At 40.5% G+C, this 18,273-nt stretch carries 11 protein-coding genes, 1 tRNA gene and 2 pseudogenes; 10 read left to right on the top strand and 4 right to left on the bottom strand.

Annotated features, from left to right (window positions below; all coding sequences use genetic code 11):
- Nucleotides 1-5 precede the first annotated feature (5 nt).
- Nucleotides 6-1,339 (bottom strand): annotated as a pseudogene (xseA, locus tag AC0L7Q_RS12400) (exodeoxyribonuclease VII large subunit).
- Between the two features lie 134 nt (nt 1,340-1,473).
- On the opposite strand from xseA, the gene guaB reads away from it, so the two are divergent.
- The 5 genes from guaB to rimI all read left to right on the top strand — a co-directional run bounded on the left by guaB (nt 1,474) and on the right by rimI (nt 5,649).
- Complete coding sequence (guaB, locus tag AC0L7Q_RS12395) at nt 1,474-2,943, top strand: IMP dehydrogenase (protein WP_008110278.1); 1,470 nt, start codon at nt 1,474-1,476, stop codon at nt 2,941-2,943.
- Between the two features lie 105 nt (nt 2,944-3,048).
- Nucleotides 3,049-4,626, top strand: coding sequence for a glutamine-hydrolyzing GMP synthase (gene guaA, locus AC0L7Q_RS12390; RefSeq protein ID WP_413400694.1), 1,578 nt, complete (start codon nt 3,049-3,051; stop codon nt 4,624-4,626).
- 145 nt (nt 4,627-4,771) lie between these two features.
- Nucleotides 4,772-4,848 (top strand) — tRNA-Trp (locus tag AC0L7Q_RS12385).
- A 65-nt stretch (nt 4,849-4,913) separates the two neighbouring features.
- Nucleotides 4,914-5,198 (top strand): hypothetical protein, encoded by a 285-nt coding sequence (locus AC0L7Q_RS12380; protein ID WP_413400693.1) that lies wholly within the window; start codon nt 4,914-4,916, stop codon nt 5,196-5,198.
- On the top strand, nt 5,185-5,649 hold the full coding sequence (gene rimI, locus AC0L7Q_RS12375) for a ribosomal protein S18-alanine N-acetyltransferase (protein WP_409423763.1): 465 nt from the start codon (nt 5,185-5,187) through the stop codon (nt 5,647-5,649). Before AC0L7Q_RS12380 ends, rimI begins: the two co-directional genes overlap by 14 nt.
- 3 nt (nt 5,650-5,652) lie before the next feature.
- Here the strand turns inward: rimI and AC0L7Q_RS12370 are convergent.
- Nucleotides 5,653-8,339: pseudogene (locus AC0L7Q_RS12370) on the bottom strand (ATP-binding protein).
- Nucleotides 8,340-8,698: 359 nt separating this feature from the next.
- Here AC0L7Q_RS12370 and prfC point away from each other — a divergent pair.
- From prfC to AC0L7Q_RS12350, 4 genes are all read left to right on the top strand, one after another.
- A complete protein-coding gene (gene prfC, locus AC0L7Q_RS12365) occupies nt 8,699-10,288 on the top strand; it encodes a peptide chain release factor 3 (RefSeq protein WP_010387708.1) in 1,590 nt (529 codons plus the stop codon).
- A gap of 62 nt (nt 10,289-10,350) precedes the next feature.
- Nucleotides 10,351-12,093, top strand: a complete 1,743-nt coding sequence (gene argS, locus AC0L7Q_RS12360; RefSeq protein WP_413400691.1) for an arginine--tRNA ligase — start codon at nt 10,351-10,353, stop codon at nt 12,091-12,093.
- Between the two features lie 441 nt (nt 12,094-12,534).
- Nucleotides 12,535-13,173 carry a pyridoxamine 5'-phosphate oxidase gene (pdxH, locus tag AC0L7Q_RS12355; protein WP_013465698.1) on the top strand — a complete coding sequence of 213 codons (639 nt, stop codon included), beginning with the start codon at nt 12,535-12,537 and terminating at the stop codon, nt 13,171-13,173.
- Nucleotides 13,174-13,186: 13 nt separating this feature from the next.
- Complete coding sequence (locus AC0L7Q_RS12350) at nt 13,187-13,954, top strand: TatD family hydrolase (protein WP_409423759.1); 768 nt, start codon at nt 13,187-13,189, stop codon at nt 13,952-13,954.
- On the opposite strand, the gene AC0L7Q_RS12345 is transcribed toward AC0L7Q_RS12350, so the two are convergent.
- Nucleotides 13,921-14,541 (bottom strand): AhpA/YtjB family protein, encoded by a 621-nt coding sequence (locus tag AC0L7Q_RS12345; RefSeq protein ID WP_008110298.1) that lies wholly within the window; start codon nt 14,539-14,541, stop codon nt 13,921-13,923. The two genes, AC0L7Q_RS12350 and AC0L7Q_RS12345, sit on opposite strands and share 34 nt — an antisense overlap.
- 142 nt (nt 14,542-14,683) lie before the next feature.
- Here AC0L7Q_RS12345 and serB point away from each other — a divergent pair, with 142 nt between their 5' ends.
- A complete protein-coding gene (gene serB / locus AC0L7Q_RS12340) occupies nt 14,684-15,709 on the top strand; it encodes a phosphoserine phosphatase SerB (protein WP_413400690.1) in 1,026 nt (341 codons plus the stop codon).
- Here serB and AC0L7Q_RS12335 read toward each other — a convergent pair.
- A complete protein-coding gene (locus AC0L7Q_RS12335; protein ID WP_413400689.1) occupies nt 15,706-18,186 on the bottom strand; it encodes a PilZ domain-containing protein in 2,481 nt (826 codons plus the stop codon). The two genes, serB and AC0L7Q_RS12335, sit on opposite strands and share 4 nt — an antisense overlap.
- Between the last annotated feature and the right edge of the window lie 87 nt (nt 18,187-18,273).

Raw genomic sequence — 18,273 nt, 5'->3', positions numbered from 1 at the left:
TATGGCTAAGCTTCTACCTTTGAAATAAACTGGCCATCTACTAACTCAGTGATCAACACATCACCCACTTTTACATCTTCCACTGACTTAATCACTTTATTTTGCGCTGTTTTAGTAATGCTGTAACCGCGCGCTAATACATTAAGGGGGCTGACCGAATCTAGTCGACTTGCTTGTAAGGCAAGATTGTTATTTGCCTGTTGTAGCTGATGCCGCATCGCTTGGTGTAACCTTGCATGGAGCTGGGCTAACTGATGGTTTGCATTTGCTAGCTTTTTATCTGGCGATTGACGCATTAGTCTGGGTGTTAAATTAGCTAACACGCGTTCTTGTTGATATAAACGCTGATGCATTGCTTGTTGCAGTGCAATACTCAGCTCATCTAAGCGTTGTGATTTTTGGTTTAGTTGATTGCGCGGGTGGCATAAATTTAAACGGTGCTGTAGCTGAGTTGCCAGTGCGCGTTTATCGGCAATGTCGTGTTTAAATGCATTTGCTAAACGGCTAATTAATTGGTTAACTCTATTGTGCAGTTCTTGCGTATTGGGGCTTACTAGCTCTGCGGCCGCCGAGGGCGTTGCAGCGCGCACATCAGCGACATAATCGCTAATCGTGGTGTCTATTTCATGGCCAACAGCGCTCACAATGGGTAGTTCGCTTTGATAAATAGCGCGAGCAAGTTGCTCATGATTAAAGCACCATAAATCTTCTAATGAACCACCACCGCGCCCAATAATAATCACATCTACTTCGTTACGACGATTTGCCAGCTCTATTTGATTTATTAAATGGCCATGCGCTTCTTTGCCTTGCACCATAGCCGGATAAATAACCACTTCTAATTGCGGCGCACGACGCTTTAAAACAGTTAAAATATCTTTAATTGCGGCGCCTGTAGGTGAGGTGATCACCCCTATGCGATTTATGTTTTGGGGTAGGGGGTTTTATAAGCAGAGCTAAATAAGCCTTCTGCAGCCAAACGCATTTTTAGCGCGTCAAACTCTTGCTTAAGTTGCCCTTCGCCGGCAGGCTCCATATGTTCAACAATAAGCTGGTAGTCACCACGGGGCTCGTATAAAGATACACGAGCTTTAACGGTTACTTGCGCGCCGTTAATTGGTCGGTAGCTTTGGTTGCGATTATTGCCACGCCACATGGCGGCTTTAATTTGCGCTTTATCGTCTTTTAACGAAAAATACCAATGCCCAGAAGCAGGCGCAATAAAGTTAGAAATTTCACCGGTGAGCACTAAAGACGCAAAACCTTGTTCAAGTAAGGCACGTATTTCACGATTAAGGCGAGATACGGTATAAACCGTTTGCGAGGGCTTAGAAAACATAAAAACTACCAAAAAACATTTATAAATCTAGCTTATCATAAATAAATACAAAATATTATTTACTAGTGCCTGCAACGCTGTTAAAATTTGGCCGCAATTCCTTATCTTAGATCCACATGTGAGAAGTTGCCAAAATGCTTAGAATCGCTAAAGAAGCTCTTACCTTTGATGACGTACTTTTAGTACCTGGTCATTCTACTGTTTTGCCACACACGGCAAATATTTCAACTCGCTTAACGCGTGGTATCAAACTTAACTTGCCGCTCATTTCAGCATCTATGGATACTGTTACAGAAGCTCGTTTAGCTATTGCCCTCGCGCAGGAAGGTGGTCTTGGTTTTATCCATAAAAACATGACCATTGCAGAACAAGCGAAAAATGTTCGTAAAGTTAAAACCTATGAAGCAGGTATTGTTTCATACCCTGTTACAGTTACTGCCGATCTGACTATTGCAGATGCCGTTGAGTTGTCTCAGGAAAAGGGATTCTCAGGTTTTCCGGTCACCGATAGCGAAAATAACCTTGTAGGTATTGTAACTAGCCGTGATATGCGCTTTGAAACTAAGCTTGAACAGCCGGTTTCAACAGTGATGACGAAAAAAGAAAACCTAGTAACGGTTAAAGAGGGAACGGCTCGCGAAGATATCTTGAGCTTAATGCACGAACACCGCATTGAGAAGATTCTTGTGGTTGATGATGCGTTTAAACTTAAAGGCATGATCACCGTAAAAGATTACCAAAAAGCACAAGACAAACCAGATGCATGTAAAGACGAGCAAGGCCGTTTACGTGTAGGTGCTGCGGTAGGCGTTGGCGCAGGCACTGATGAGCGTATTGCTGCATTAGTTGAAGCCGGTGTTGATGTACTACTAATCGATACTTCTCATGGTCACTCACAAGGTGTTATTGACCGTGTTGCAGCGACTCGTCAAGCTTACCCTGATTTACAAATTGTTGCGGGTAACGTGGCAACTGCCGAAGGTGCTATTGCCCTTGCAGATGCCGGTGTTGATGCTGTTAAAGTGGGTATCGGCCCAGGTTCTATTTGTACTACACGTATTGTTACTGGTTGTGGTGTACCACAAATAACAGCTATTTCAGATGCGGTTGAAGGCCTTAAAGGTCGCGATATTCCAGTGATTGCCGATGGCGGTATTCGTTTTTCTGGTGATATTGTAAAAGCATTGGTTGCGGGTGCATCGTGTGTAATGGTTGGCTCTATGCTCGCGGGTACTGAAGAAGCACCAGGTGAAGTTGAACTTTATCAAGGTCGCTACTACAAGTCTTACCGTGGTATGGGCAGCCTAGGTGCGATGGATCAAAAAGAAGGTTCATCAGATCGCTACTTCCAAAAATCAAACCAAGCTGACAAGTTAGTACCTGAAGGTATTGAAGGTCGTGTTGCTTATAAAGGGCCAATTGCGACAATTATTCACCAACAAGTGGGTGGTCTTCGCAGTGCAATGGGCTTAACCGGTTGTGCCACAATCGAAGAGTTAAACACTAAACCACAGTTTGTACGTGTAACTTCTGCTGGTATGGGTGAGTCGCATGTTCATGATGTGCAAATCACTAAAGAAGCACCGAACTACCGTTTAGGCTAATCAGCCTTTAACAACTTGAAATAAGTGGGCTAACCTTTGTTAGCCCTAATATAGTCACACAGCTTAAGCTGGTGGCGTTTAGCACCTGACTTTACGAGATACTTCATGAGCAAAGACATTCACGATTCACGAATCCTCATTTTAGATTTTGGTTCACAATACACGCAGTTAATCGCCCGTCGCGTGCGCGAAATTGGTGTTTATTGTGAGCTTTGGGCTTGGGATGTAACCGAAGAGCAAATTCGCGAGTTTAACCCACAAGGTATTATCCTTTCTGGTGGCCCAGAATCAACTACGCTTGAAAACAGCCCGCGTGCTCCTGAGTATGTATTTAATGCAGGCGTTCCAGTATTGGGTATTTGTTACGGTATGCAAACTATGGCAACGCAGCTTGGCGGCCGTGTACATAGCTCAGATAAAAAAGAATTTGGTTACGCACAAGTTGAAAAAGTGGGTAACTGTGCATTATTTGATGCCATTGAAGATCATATTACTGATGGCGGCAATGGTGTACTAGATGTGTGGATGAGCCATGGTGATAAAGTAATGGAAATTCCAGATACTTTTAATACCACAGCTAAAACATCTACTTGTCCACATGCGGCAATGTCTAACGAAGAAAAACGCTTTTACGGTGTACAATTTCACCCAGAAGTAACACACACACATCAAGGTCAACGCTTATTAGAGCGCTTTGCAATTGATATTTGTGGTTGTGAAAAGTTATGGACGCCGGCAAAAATCATTGATGACGCCATTGAGCGTATCAAAGAAACCGTTGGCGACGACGAAGTTATTTTAGGCTTATCAGGCGGTGTAGATTCATCGGTTGTAGCTATGCTTATTCACCGTGCTATTGGTGAGCGACTAACCTGTGTATTTGTTGATAACGGGCTACTTCGTTTAAACGAAGGCCAGCAAGTTATGGATATGTTTGGCAATAAGTTTGGCTTAAACATTGTTAAAGTAGATGCCGAAGATCAATTTTTAAATGACTTAGCAGGTAAATCAGACCCAGAAGATAAGCGTAAAGCCATTGGTCATACGTTTATTAACGTATTTGATGAGCAAGCTAAAAAGCTTAAAAACGCAAAATGGTTAGGTCAAGGTACAATTTACCCTGACGTAATCGAATCAGCGGCCTCAGCGACTGGTAAAGCGCACGTAATTAAATCGCACCATAATGTGGGCGGCCTACCAGATGACATGAAAATGGGCTTAGTAGAGCCATTACGTGAGTTATTTAAGGATGAAGTACGTAAAATTGGTTTAGAGCTAGGTTTACCGTATGACATGCTTTACCGTCACCCATTCCCAGGGCCTGGTTTAGGTGTGCGTGTACTTGGCGAAATCAAAAAAGAGTACTGTGATTTACTTCGCCGCGCTGATGCTATTTTCATTGAAGAGCTTCACAAAGCAGAGCTTTACCATAAAGTAAGTCAAGCGTTTACTGTATTCTTACCGGTTAAGTCGGTAGGGGTTATGGGTGATGCACGTAAGTACGATTGGGTTGTTTCACTTCGTTGTGTAGAAACCATCGACTTTATGACTGCGCGTTGGTCACATTTACCGTATGAGTTCTTAGGTGTGGTTTCAAACCGTATCATTAATGAAATCGACGGTATTTCTCGTGTTGTTTACGATATTTCAGGTAAACCACCTGCCACAATCGAATGGGAATAATCCTCCCATTGCTATAATTAAGTAATAACTAACGGCGAATTAGCATGCTAATTCGCCGTTTTGTTTATTTAAAAAGCAAACAAACCGAAAAGTTGAATTTTTACTTTACCTTTGTCAAAAGGTCTTTATAATTCATCGTCATTGCAGGGGCGTAGTTCCAATTGGTAGAACAGCGGTCTCCAAAACCGACGGTTGGGAGTTCGAATCTCTCCGCCCCTGCCATTTCTTCTTTACATCGTTTTGATTACTTCCTATATTATTCATCTTACTAATTCCATCGAGTCGTTATGCATTCACGTTACGCATCTGTTTTTGGTATAGAAAAGCTTGAACTTAATCAACACTTTCGCCCAGCTCAGTCAGAGCAGTCAGCTAATTCATCGTTAATACTCAGTGATACATTAAAAGATGATATTGAGCGTGCGTTTGCGCCTGTAATAATTGACAAGATTATTAAGTCATCAATCATAGAGTTTAGTGAACAACAATTAAGCTTACCTGATTCTTCCCTGTCCAGTACACAAAAACGTGCGTTATGGGCATTAATGAGTGAACACCTTGATACACTTTAAGTCGGTTACCGATGAGAATATCAATGAGCTAATGGCCATTGAAACCACTTGCCACACACATCCTTGGACATTAAAAACAATGCAGTCGTGTTTGCAGGGCCGCTATTTTAATTTAGCCGCGTTCGACGACGAGCAAATGATAGGTTTTTACATTGGTGAAAAAGCAGGGCCCGATTTTACCTTAATGGATATTTGTGTTGCTCCGAGCTTTCAGGGGCAAGGGTTTGCTCAGCAGTTATTAACACAGTTTATAGCGTACGGTGAGCAACACAGCGCTGAAAATTTATTTTTAGAAGTCCGAGAGTCTAATACGCGAGCGATTACTTTGTATGAACGTGCAGGCTTTATTGAAATGTCAGTACGTAAAAATTATTACCCCAGTGATGCACCCAATAAAAACGGCTTTGAAGACGCGATTTTAATGGGCATGGCACTGGGTTTAAATTTTTAAGGATTACTTATTAGCGATGGCTTGCTCTATTGCAGCAATAAGTTCTGCTACGCACTTTTCTCTTTGTGGCATATCATTACCTTTTAAACTGTGTTCAACCGCTGAAGCGCTTTGGTAAATTTCATCAAAGTTAAAACAACCAGCGCTGCCTTTAATACTATGGGCAAGGGCGCGCAATGTCTCACAGTCCCGGCTGTTATACAGAGCTTTTATCTGTTGTAAATAATCAGGTAAACTTGCCAAATAATTAGCGTTTATTTGCTGAAACTTTTCACTCTTCAATAAGCTATCCCACTTGTTTTGGTTATCACGTTCAAGGTGTAAATAGCTAACTAATACATTTTCTAGTGCGTCTTTATCAATAGGTTTTCCCAGCGCTTCATCACAGCCAGCTTCAAGGTAAGTATCAATATCATGATTCATCACATTCGCGGTTAGAGCAATAATAGGGCCATCGTAGGCCGCATCTCTAAGCATTTTAGTTGCTTCTAACCCCCCATAACCGGCATTTGCATATCCATGATTATAAGCTGGTAGTCGTTTACTAATGCCATTTCTACAGCTTGTGCACCATTGTTGGCTATATCGGGCTCTAGCCCCCATGTTTGTAATAGTAATTTAATCAATAACTGATTATCAGGGTTATCTTCTGCTACCAAAATATGCGCATCAAAGCTGTTGCTAGCAAAAGACAGCTGCGGATCCTTTTCTGGTGCTAGTTGAGAGTGGTCGGTTAATAATAAATTGCCGCCAAGGCTATTATTCAAATGACAATCATTCAAATGACAATCATTCAAATGACAATCTACATCGATAGTAAAGCAACTACCCACGCCCACCTCACTGGTTACACTTACATCACCACCTAACAACTGAGCTAAGTTTTTTGATATACACAGCCCTAATCCCGTACCACCAAATCGACGTGTCGTTGTGGCATCGGCTTGCTCAAATGGCGTAAACAATCGATTAATTTGGTTTGACGACATACCAATGCCGCTATCTTCTATAACAAAAGTAAGCGTTTTTGGTGCTTGGTATTTAGCGGTTATTGTAACTTGGCCTTGCTCAGTAAATTTAACCGCATTACTGGCAATATTAATGAGTATTTGTTTTAAACGAGTGATATCACTATTAATAGTATGCGGAAGCGGAAATACATAATTAATTGTAAATGATAGCTGCTTCTCTTGTGCTAAAGGTTTAATGATTGATTCAACATCATGAATAAGCTGTACAACATTTAGCGGCGTTTGTTCAACCGCGAGTTTTTCGGCTTCAATTTTTGAAAGATCGAGAATATTATTAATAAGCTCTAACAGATGTTTTGAATTACGTAGAATAGTACCTAAATGATGTTTGTCATTGGTTGCTTTTTCGCTATGCAGTAGTTGCTCTGTAAATCCCATAATAGCTGTAAGCGGGGTGCGAATTTCATGACTCATATTGGCTAAAAAGCGGCTTTTAAGCTGGTTTGCTTGTTCTGCTTGGGCTATGGCGGCTTCAAGCTTGCTGTTCATCGACTCAAGCGCTTTAGTTCGGCTTTCTACTTTGTCTTCTAAGTGATGCTTATATTCTTCAAGTTGTTGTTGATAATGCTTAATTTGGTTAATCATGTGATTAAAGTCGTTAAACAGTATTCCTACTTCATCCGTAGTATATGCAGGCAGTATAACAGAGAGGTCGCCATCACCAACTCGATGACTTGCCTCACCTAATAGCTCTATCGGGTTAAGCAGTAAATTACGCACCACAATAAAAATTAAGATTGGTAGGGTGATCACAGAAATAATTACAATTAGCCCAGTGATCACACTAATTGCTTTGCCCGATTGATATAATACCGCTTTAGGAATAGTCGACACATAATAGTAGCCGCCACTCATTTGGGCCGCAAAAATTAGTCGCTCTATTTTATCAACACTTGAAAGCTCAATAGTTGATAAGCTACCTATATCCGCTAAATCGTTAATTTTATTTAGTTCATATTTAGTAACATAGTGGCCACGCATTTTATAATCAGAGCTAAATAAAATTTTACCATCACTGGCCAGTAATAAATTTAAGGTGTTGTTATAAGGCGCTTCTAAAATACTGGTGTTTAAAATAGAGGGGTCTACTTTAAGAATAATAAAGCCTAGCTGTTGTGGGCGTTTTAAATAATAGTCGACGCTATATATGCGCTGTACAAAGTATAAATTGGTGGTGCCATCTTCTTTTTGCACCATAAACTGCTGCTGACTTAAATTACTTTGTTTTACTTGATCAAAAAATGGGTAGGATTTGGGCGCTACGGTTAAATTACTGGAGTAATAGGCGTCACTTTTACCGGTTTTTGAGACTAAGTTAATACTGATAATGTCAGGGTAGGCTTCACTGTAACTGGCAAATACGTCCATTAACGCGCCAAGGCGATAGGTATAGCTGGCGTCTTCAAATAAATCTTTAGCTAAAAAGTCACTTAGTACCGGTGAAGCAGAGAGTAACTTAGCCGTTGCATGAAAAGAATCGATATAGTTGAATACTTTTTGCTGCTGTTGTTCTACAAAGCGACTCATGATCAAGTCGGCTTGTTTTTGCGTGGAGTTGGTTACATTAGTGAGCGTAAAGCCCCCTAAAAATAACAACGGCAATATAACCAGTGGAGTTATATACCATAATAATCGAATACTTAGCTTACTGGTTTTCATTACCTAACATCAAATCTTCCATGTAATCGACCAATAATATGATTTACAGCACTATTACTCAAGCTTGGTGTTAAGTTAGTGGGCAATTTATATCGATATTGTTAATAATAATTGGAAACACCAATATTAATCGCTTCATTAAAAAAGATCCGTTAATAACTAACCATTGATTGTTTATAGCGCCAAGATCAGCGAAAATAGTCTTCAATTACGATTAACTTAACGGATAGCATCACAAGAACTAATTTGGGTTCTTGTTGGGGTATGTTGAGCTTTAGAGGTTAGCTTGTTTTTAGCCTTAAAAGCTCAGCATACTAAAATATAAATACATCCGTATATCAACTAAAAGAACCTTTTTAATGGCAGACCAAAATCTCCTTAGCGAAATTAATAAACGCCGTACCTTTGCGATCATCTCGCATCCGGATGCGGGTAAAACCACTATCACTGAAAAAGTATTGTTATTCGGACAAGCAATTCAAAAAGCTGGAACGGTTAAAGGCCGTGGTTCTAATCAGCATGCTAAGTCGGATTGGATGGAAATGGAAAAAGAGCGTGGTATTTCTGTTACTACCTCTGTAATGCAATTTCCATATAACAACGCGTTAGTTAATTTACTTGATACCCCAGGACACGAAGACTTCTCTGAAGATACATACCGAACTTTAACCGCGGTAGATTCGTGTTTAATGGTCATTGATGCTGCTAAAGGTGTAGAAGAACGTACCCGTAAGCTAATGGAAGTAACACGCCTGCGTACCACGCCTATTGTTACCTTTATGAATAAATGTGACCGTGATATTCGTGACCCAATGGAACTACTCGACGAAGTAGAAACAGAGCTAAATATTGCCTGTGCACCTGTTACTTGGCCAATTGGCTGTGGTAAAGAGTTTAAAGGTGTTTACCATATCCATAACGAAGAGACCATTTTATATAAAACAGGTCAAGGTCACACTATTCAAGAAGTACGCAGCATTAAAGGGCTCGATAACCCTGAGCTTGACCAAGCCATTGGTGATGAACTTGCAGCGCAATTACGTGATGAACTAGAGCTAGTTATTGGTGCATCACACGAATTTGATTTAGATCTATTCTTAGCAGGTGAGTTATCGCCGGTGTATTTTGGTACCGCACTTGGTAACTTTGGTGTAGATCATGTTTTAGATGGGTTAACTCAATGGGCGCCAACTCCATTACCACGTGAGACTGAAGACCGCCAAGTTGTAGCCACAGAAGAAAACTTCACTGGGTTTGTATTTAAAATTCAGGCCAACATGGATCCAAAACACCGTGACCGTATTGCCTTTATGCGTATTGTATCGGGTAAATACAGCCAAGGCATGAAAATGAATCATGTGCGTATTGGTAAACAAGTCAGTATTTCTGATGCGGTAACCTTTATGGCGGGCGATCGTGAGCGTGCGGCTGATGCTTACGCCGGTGATATTATTGGATTACACAACCACGGTACGATTCAAATTGGTGATACTTTTACCCAAGGTGAAAAAATTAAGTTTAGCGGTATTCCAAACTTCGCCCCTGAACTGTTCCGCCGAATTCGTCTTCGCGATCCATTAAAACAAAAACAGTTATTAAAAGGATTGGTACAGCTTTCAGAAGAGGGCGCAGTACAAGTATTCAGACCATTAATTAATAATGACTTAATTGTAGGTGCTGTAGGTGTGTTGCAGTTTGACGTGGTAGTAGCGCGTTTAAAAGCTGAATATAACGTTGATGCAATTTACGAAAGCGTTAATGTAAATACAGCGCGTTGGGTTAGCTGTGATGATGTTAAAAAGTTTGAAGAATTTAAACGCAAGTGCGAAAGCAACTTAGCACTCGATGGCGGTGATAATTTAACTTACATCGCGCCGAGTCGTGTAAACCTTAACTTGTCGACTGAGCGTTACCCAGAAGTGACATTTAACCACACGCGTGAAAACTAGAACTGACCAACTAGAATTAACACAAAGCCTGCTTTGGCGGGCTTACAAAGGTAAATAATATAATGAATATTCGTACTATTTTAGTAGAAAAAGCCATTGCCGCTATGACTGCCGCAGGCCTACCTGAAGATACCAACCCAGCGGTTACGCAAAGCACACGCCCACAGTTTGGTGATTACCAAATTAATGGCGCGATGGGCGCAGCTAAAAAAATGAAAAGCAACCCGCGTGAATTGGCGCAAAAAATTATTGATCAGTTAGATGTGAGTGACATTGCCGAAAAAACGGAAATTGCTGGCCCTGGTTTTATTAATATTCACTTAAAGCCGGAGTTTTTAGCTCAAAGCGTACAAGCTGCTAATAACCACGCAAAACTAGCGGTAAATGAGCACACCAAACCACAAAAAGTAGTGGTTGATTACTCATCGCCTAACCTTGCAAAAGAAATGCACGTAGGTCATTTACGTTCAACTATTATTGGTGATGCAGTAGTTCGCGCACTTGAATTTAGAGGCGATACTGTTGTTCGTCAAAACCACATGGGTGATTGGGGCACACAATTTGGCATGCTAATCGCGCATTTAGAAGATCAAATTAACCAAGGTGTTGATTTAGATACTGTTGCGCTTGCTGATTTAGAAACCTTTTACCGCGATGCTAAAAAGCGTTTTGACGACGAAGAAGGTTTTGCCGATAAAGCACGTAACTACGTAGTTAAACTGCAAGGTGGCGACGCACACTGTGAAAAACTGTGGAAACTATTTATTGCCACTTCAGTGAAGCACTCTGAAGAAGTATACAAGCGTTTAAACGTAACTCTTACGCCTGCCGACATTATGGCTGAAAGTGCATATAACAGTGAACTTAACGATATTATTAGCCTATTAAAAGATAAAAATATTGCAGTAGAGTCGCAAGGCGCACAAGTGGTATTTTTAGATGAGCTGGCAAATAAAGACGGTGAGCCTTCAGCGTTTATCGTGCAAAAATCAGGTGGCGGCTTCTTATATGCAACTACTGATTTAGCGGCGTGTGATTATCGTTCAAACAAACTAGGCGCTGAGCGTATTTTGATATTTGTTGATGCGCGCCAGAGCCTTCACTTTAATCAAGTGGAGCTTACTGCGCGTAAAGCTGGTTTATTACGCGATGAAACCAGTTACGAGTTTTGCCCATTTGGCACCATGATGGGCGCTGATGGCAAACCATTTAAAACCCGTACAGGCGGCACGGTAAAATTAGCTGATTTACTTGAAGAGTCAATCACTCGCGCAGCAGCCAAACTCGCTGAGCGTGAATCAGATTTATCTGACGAAGATCGTAGTGAAATTGCTCGTAAAGTGGGTATTGGCGCGGTTAAATACGCAGATCTTTCTAAGCACCGTACCAGCGATTACATTTTCAACTGGGACAGCATGCTAGGCTTTGAAGGCGCAACAGCCCCTTATTTACAATATGCGTATACGCGTGTTCGCAGCATTTTCCGTAAATCTGGCGTTGATGCTGCAAGCTTAAAAGCCGATGTAAGTATTATTGAGCCGCAAGAGAAGACCCTTGCGCTTAAATTATTGCAGTTAGAAGAAGTCCTTGATCTGATGATCAATGAAGCCACACCGCACGTATTATGTGGTTACTTATACGAACTAGCTAGCCTATACATGACATTCTATGAAGCTTGCCCAGTACTTAAAGAGGGCGTAGAGCCAAGTGTTCGTGATAGCCGTTTAGTGTTGTGTAATTTAGTGGCAGATACGCTGCGGACAGGCTTAGATCTACTAGGTATCGAAGTCATGGAGCAAATGTAATCACCGTCGTATTTTAATCTAATACTGCGTTGTCCACTCGACTGACCCTAATCACATACAACTACGTATGCTCATAGGGATAAGTCGAGTGTCCGCCTTATCTTAGACTAAACTACTTAGGTGAACGTCTGCTGCGTGTAGTTCGCTTTGACTGCGTTGTTGTGCTTTTTTAGCCTAAGTCACATACTAAATGTATGCTCCTTGGCATAAAAAAGCACGCCGCCTTGTCAGCACTCCTACACTTGCAGATACAGAGTTTGCTGTAGGTTGGGTTGAGCCTCAGCGAAACCCAAAAATGCTAAGTCACATACAAAAACGTATGCTCCTTGGCATAAAAAGCACTCCGCCTTGTCTTAGGCTAAACACTTAGGTGGATTTTTCTGTAGGTTGGGTTGAGTGCAACGAAACCCAACATATAGCCTAGAACCTAGAGGGAATTTTATGAAACTCGAAGATATTCGTCGTGAATACCTGCAAGATGCGCTCAGTGAAGACAACTTGCTTGATGATCCGTTTAAGCAGTTTGAAACTTGGCTTGAGCATGCTGTTGGCAGTAACTTGCCCGACCCTACAGCAATGGTGGTTGCTACGGTTGATGAAACAGGTCAGCCTTCACAGCGTATTGTGTTGCTAAAGCATTTAGATGATAACGGTTTTGTGTTTTTTACTAATACCGGTTCACGTAAAGCACAAGAACTTAAAGGCAATAATAAAATCTCCTTGCACTTTCCATGGCACCACATGGAGCGCCAAGTAATTGTGTATGGTGAAGCGCAGCCATTACCTACATCGGCTGTTGCTAAATACTTTTTATCTCGACCTAAAGAAAGTCAATTAGCCGCATGGGCGTCGCAACAAAGCCGTCCAGTTTCGTCGCGTAAAGTGCTAATGGAAACCTTTGCCAACATGAAAAACAAATTCGCTAAAGGTGAAATTCCGCTCCCTGACTTTTGGGGCGGGTATTGTGTTGTGCCACAAAAAATTGAGTTTTGGCAAGGCGGAGCGCATCGTTTACATGATCGCTTTATGTATCAGCGTCAAGCCGACAATAGCTGGCAAATAACGCGCTTAAACCCTTAGTTGGCTGCTAGCTTTGCAATTTATAGACTCGCACTGTCATCTCGATTTTAGTGAGTTTGATACAAATCGCGAATCGCTTATTAGTGCCTGTGTAGCAAAGGGCATTAATCAATTTATTGTGCCAGGTATCAGCTTGGCGCAATCTCAAAAATTACTCGAGTTTAAAGCAACCTACCCACAAATTAGAATAGCTGCAGGGCTACATCCTTACTTTTTAGCGCAACATCAGCAATCGCACTTAGAATCACTACATAACTTTGCTAAAACAAACAAAACTCAGCTGGTGGCTATTGGGGAATGCGGTCTCGATCGCAGTATCGAAAATCTTGAAAAACAAACCTTTCTGTTTGAGCAACAAATAGCGCTTGCTAATGAGCTTGAGTTACCGCTGATTGTGCATCACAGACAAAGCCATGATTTAATAGCGCAATCGTTTAAGCGTTGTAAACCTAAGAATGGCGGTGTGATCCATGCTTTTTCAGGCTCAATACAACAAGCACAGTACTATATAAAAATGGGCTTTAAGCTTGGAGTGGGTGGGGTTATCACCTATGAGCGGGCTGCTAAAACGCGTGCGGTTGTAGCAAAGCTTGAGTCACAGCATTTAGTGCTTGAGACTGATTCACCTTCAATGCCGCTAAATGGTTATCAGGGGGAAATAAATACCCCATTGCATATTCCTAATGTGTTTGATGCGCTCTATGCTTTAAAGCCAAATAGCGATAAATATCGATTAGCTGAGCAGCTTTATGATTCGTGTTCTGACGTTTTTTGTATATAACGATTTACTTGCCAGCGTTTTAACCCTCGGCCTAATTGCCAAGTAAAAATACAGGCAATCACTAGCATAAGTAATACTTGGCGGCCTAAATCGTGAAAATGGTTATGGCTTGAAGATACCGCAGCACGCGTTAAATAGGTAATAGATACAAAGCCAATAGGGCGATTGTCGTCAGAAATAACTTGTTCAACAAACGGTGTTTTTAACTTACTAATGCCAGGCGATGAGTCTGGTAGTAAGCCATATACATGATGTGATTGCCAGTTATCGCTGCTTGCAAGCACTACACCTTGTTTATCATAAATGGTGGCTGAAAGAACAAACTCATCTTTACTGATATTGTTGCACAAGGTGGTGAGCTGCGATTTGTTTTTCTCTATCAGCGGGTTTTTGGCATTCAGTGCCATAAACTGAGTGAGTGACTTGGCTGCACTATTAGCACTATCATATAGTAGTTGATGGCTTTGAAAGCTACTGTTTATTCCTACCCAGCTTAATAATACAAAGCAGCCAGCGGCTAATAATAAACGAATTAAACGCTTTTTTTGCGAGGCTGTAAGTGGATTTTTAAGATGGTTATTTTTCATAGTCACCGTTTATGCTGCTGACAGCATTTTGATTTGATGTTACAACTACACTATAACCCTAAATCCCCCCTGATGGCGAATTTTGTATCTCATATCCTTATTATCAATGAGCTAAATGTCAGGAAATATAAACGGAGATCCCATGTCGAACGCGAACATGGCACAGCAAAGCGCTGAGCTATTATCATCATCACTTATTCTTAATAAATGGTTTAGCTACCAACAAGGTGCTTTTACACCACTAAATACAACACCAAACAGAAACCAAGGGTTATTTAGTATTGCATTTGGCGGTGATTTTAATATTCAGCATATTAATAGCATTATTGAGTTCTTTGCGGCTCACCAGCAAAAAGTAACGGCTATTTGTCAATATCAGCCAGATTTAGGGTTATCTCCGGCATTATGTTTTTATATAGAAAATGCAGAGCACGTAATAAACCCTCTCGAACTTCAAACTTTTGCAAACACTTTGGCGTGTCAGTTAGTGCAAGTAACCTGTCCCCCTGATTTACAAAAAACTGGGTTATTGGTAATGGATATGGATTCAACAGCCATTACTATTGAGTGTATTGATGAAATTGCACGCTTGGCTAATGTATATGACGAGGTTGCCAGCGTGACCGCGCAGGCAATGGCAGGCAAGCTTGATTTTAGTGAAAGCTTATATCAACGTGTTGCCAAGCTTGAAGGCATCGAAAAGAGTTTAATTGATGAGCTTAAAAGTACACTGCCTTTAATGCCCGGTATCAAAGCGCTATGCCAAATTTTAAAACACCATGATTGGTATTTAGCGATTGCATCGGGCGGTTTTGTGCCGTTTGCTGAGCGAGTACAGGAGCTGATTAATTTAGATGAAGTGCATGCCAATGTGCTTGAATTTAAAGACGATAAACTAACAGGTAAAGTGTTAGGTGGGATTGTTGATGCTGAGCAAAAAGCGGTTGTTTTAAACATGCTACAACAAAAGCTGGGGCTTGAAAAATGCCAAACGGTTGCCATTGGCGATGGCGCAAACGATTTAAAAATGATGGCTCAAGCTGGCTTAGGCGTTGCTGTACATGGTAAACCAAAAGTCGTTGAGCAAGCCCAAGCAGCTATTTGCCAAGGCTCGTTATTGCAACTGTTATATATGCTGGCGGTTCCGTTAAACCCATCACAGGTTTAACGTAAACGATTTAACCAGATGAGCTTTCGTCTAGACATTTGCTCAACCTGTTGTTGGTTGAGCGCTAAATGCTCAAGCGCTTCATCACTGACATCAATAATATCGCCAACACCTGATACAGACCACAAAGCATCCTCTAAGTCTTTGGCCTTGTGAATTGCGTATTGGCTGACGTATTTTAGCTCGTTTGCTAGGTAGTCAGTATCAAGTCGACCAGTGCGTGAAATATATAAACGCATTATAAAAATCAGCTCAGATTTAAGCCCTTTTCTTACTTGCTGTTTAAACTCGCTGCAGTCAGTACCTAAAACACATTGGCTGGTAATAGCATCCGCTATATTATCTTTTTTAGGATCAAAGTTAATTATTAAACTAAACTCTAATGGCGGATCTTGGCGGGTACGCTCTTTAATATTAGGGGTGATCACATCAATAATATGCGCTTTAGTAATAATATCCGATAAGTCTGTTTTAGCATTTAACAAGGAAAAATTTTGCAAAATAATATGCAGTGGGCTTGGATATAAACCAAATCCCATAGCGCCAATTTCAAAGTGCGCCATTGATTTATGTAAATAAATCGGAAACTGGCAAAGCGTTTTGGTTACCATATTTCTGAGGGCTGTAGAAAGCCCGGGTACTTTAGGTGATTCTTCTGCTACTTTTAATTTTTGTTTATTGCTACTTATTAAAAGAGTAAAAAAATCGACGCCAGTATGAGATGAGCCTTTATCTACATGCGCTTTCAAATTAATGGTAGTCAGCGATTTACTCACAGCCATTACTTCATATTGAATAAGATTTAATGAATAGTTTTTAGTAATTTTTTGCAAATCAGGAAATGATAGCGAAACAATATCGCCTTTTTTAAAGTTCACTTCTTGATTGCACTCTAGCTGTAAGCCAAATATTGAAAAATCACGGGTATGCCCATGCAATACCGCATCACGAGTATTAATCACAACATTAGTTTTGTATAAATAGCGTTTATTAGAGCGAAGATTTACATACTCTAGAGGCACAGTATTGAGTTCCGGTGGCGATGCGTGCTTACTGTGGCCAAAATATTTCAATTTATTGGCTAAGGCTTTATCAAATTCATATTGTTGATAATGTTGTTGTTCATGCTCATTACCAACTTGGGTAAGTAGCATTAAATACTTAACGTCTTTTATTGCGCCTTCAACACGTGGTGAAGGTGGTTTATTTAGTTTTTCAATATCTTTGCCTAAAGAGTTAGGTAAAGATAAAGGAATATAAGCATCTTCAGTGTGGCTCGGCATTAGTTGTAATTTAAAGCAGCGCCAACTGTCTCTACGGCTACCAAAACCAAAAAATAACGCTTTTAATTTTGCTTGTTGCTCAAGCTCTGAGCGAGTGGCTGAGTAATAATAAATTTTTCCTGCAGAGACATGGGTAAAGGTATACAAATACTCTTCTTTTACTGCAATCGGTTTTAGCGCCAAGGTACGAATACGCTTATGATTTAACACATTGTAAAGGCATGATTTTTTGCGTTCATCAGTAAAATAACGCTGAATAAATAAACTGTTTTCAGTAGTTAAGCTCAGGCTAGGATAATAAACGCCGTTTTGCTGGCTAATAAAAACATATAAAGAATTAACCCTAGGTATATAATATTGTTCATACCCTTTAGAAATAACCGCATCGAGGGTGTTATCTAAATTCACTTTATAACGGCGTTTATTGCCATGAATAAAACTTTCTAAAAAACGATCAAACGCGCTGTTATTTTCTTCAAATGTACGCTTCAAGCGGATATGATTAAATTCTTCTGAGGTGTTTTCTATTGCAACGACTTCATATTTAACGCCACTTTTGAGGCCAAGCTGAAAATCTTGCTCTAAGCCTACTAGGTGCATATTTATAAGCTGACCTTTTTTTAAGCGATAGCGCGACGCTAACTTAATTTTACAGCCACTGATTGAAATATCAGAGGTACTTGCATCGATTTTTGCTTGTCCGTCATACTCAATAGTAATTTTAATTGAGTAATTCATCCGCTCTTCACTGCGATTTTCATAAGCTGCAAATTTAATTACATCGGTAGACAATTCGCGCGATGATTCAATTTCTTTAGGTGGGGTAGTCGTTGATTTTTGTTGTAATACGCGATAATTATTTTCGGTATTCATTACCGCTTCGTATACTGCAAGAGTGTAATCTTTATGTTGTTTTATAGCCGCTTCAAATACTTCAATAGCGGTGTCATCCATAAAGTGCTGCTTGCCTTTGTATTCATAAGGTTTTACTTGACCAGTGACTAAACTACGCAGATCAATAAAACGGTCTATCGGCTGAGATAAACGCGACATTTCCATTTTTATTAAAAACTGCTCGGGTTTAGTTAACTCGGCGGTTTTTGTCTTGAAAATGAGATCAAATTTAGGATTTCCTAAATACTGTTTTAATTCATCTACAAGCGCTTCATGCTTGAGCAATACGTCATCAGCCATTTATAAATCGTCACCGTCTAATTTAAAAAGTAGGTATACTGTTACAATTATTTATTAGAATATTTAATAAATCGAATCTCGCAAAGC

It is taken from the genome of Pseudoalteromonas sp. KJ63-1 (assembly GCF_055808145.1).
The sequence above is the reverse complement of the archived record's forward strand: the minus strand, read 5'-3'. Positions and strand labels throughout refer to the sequence as shown.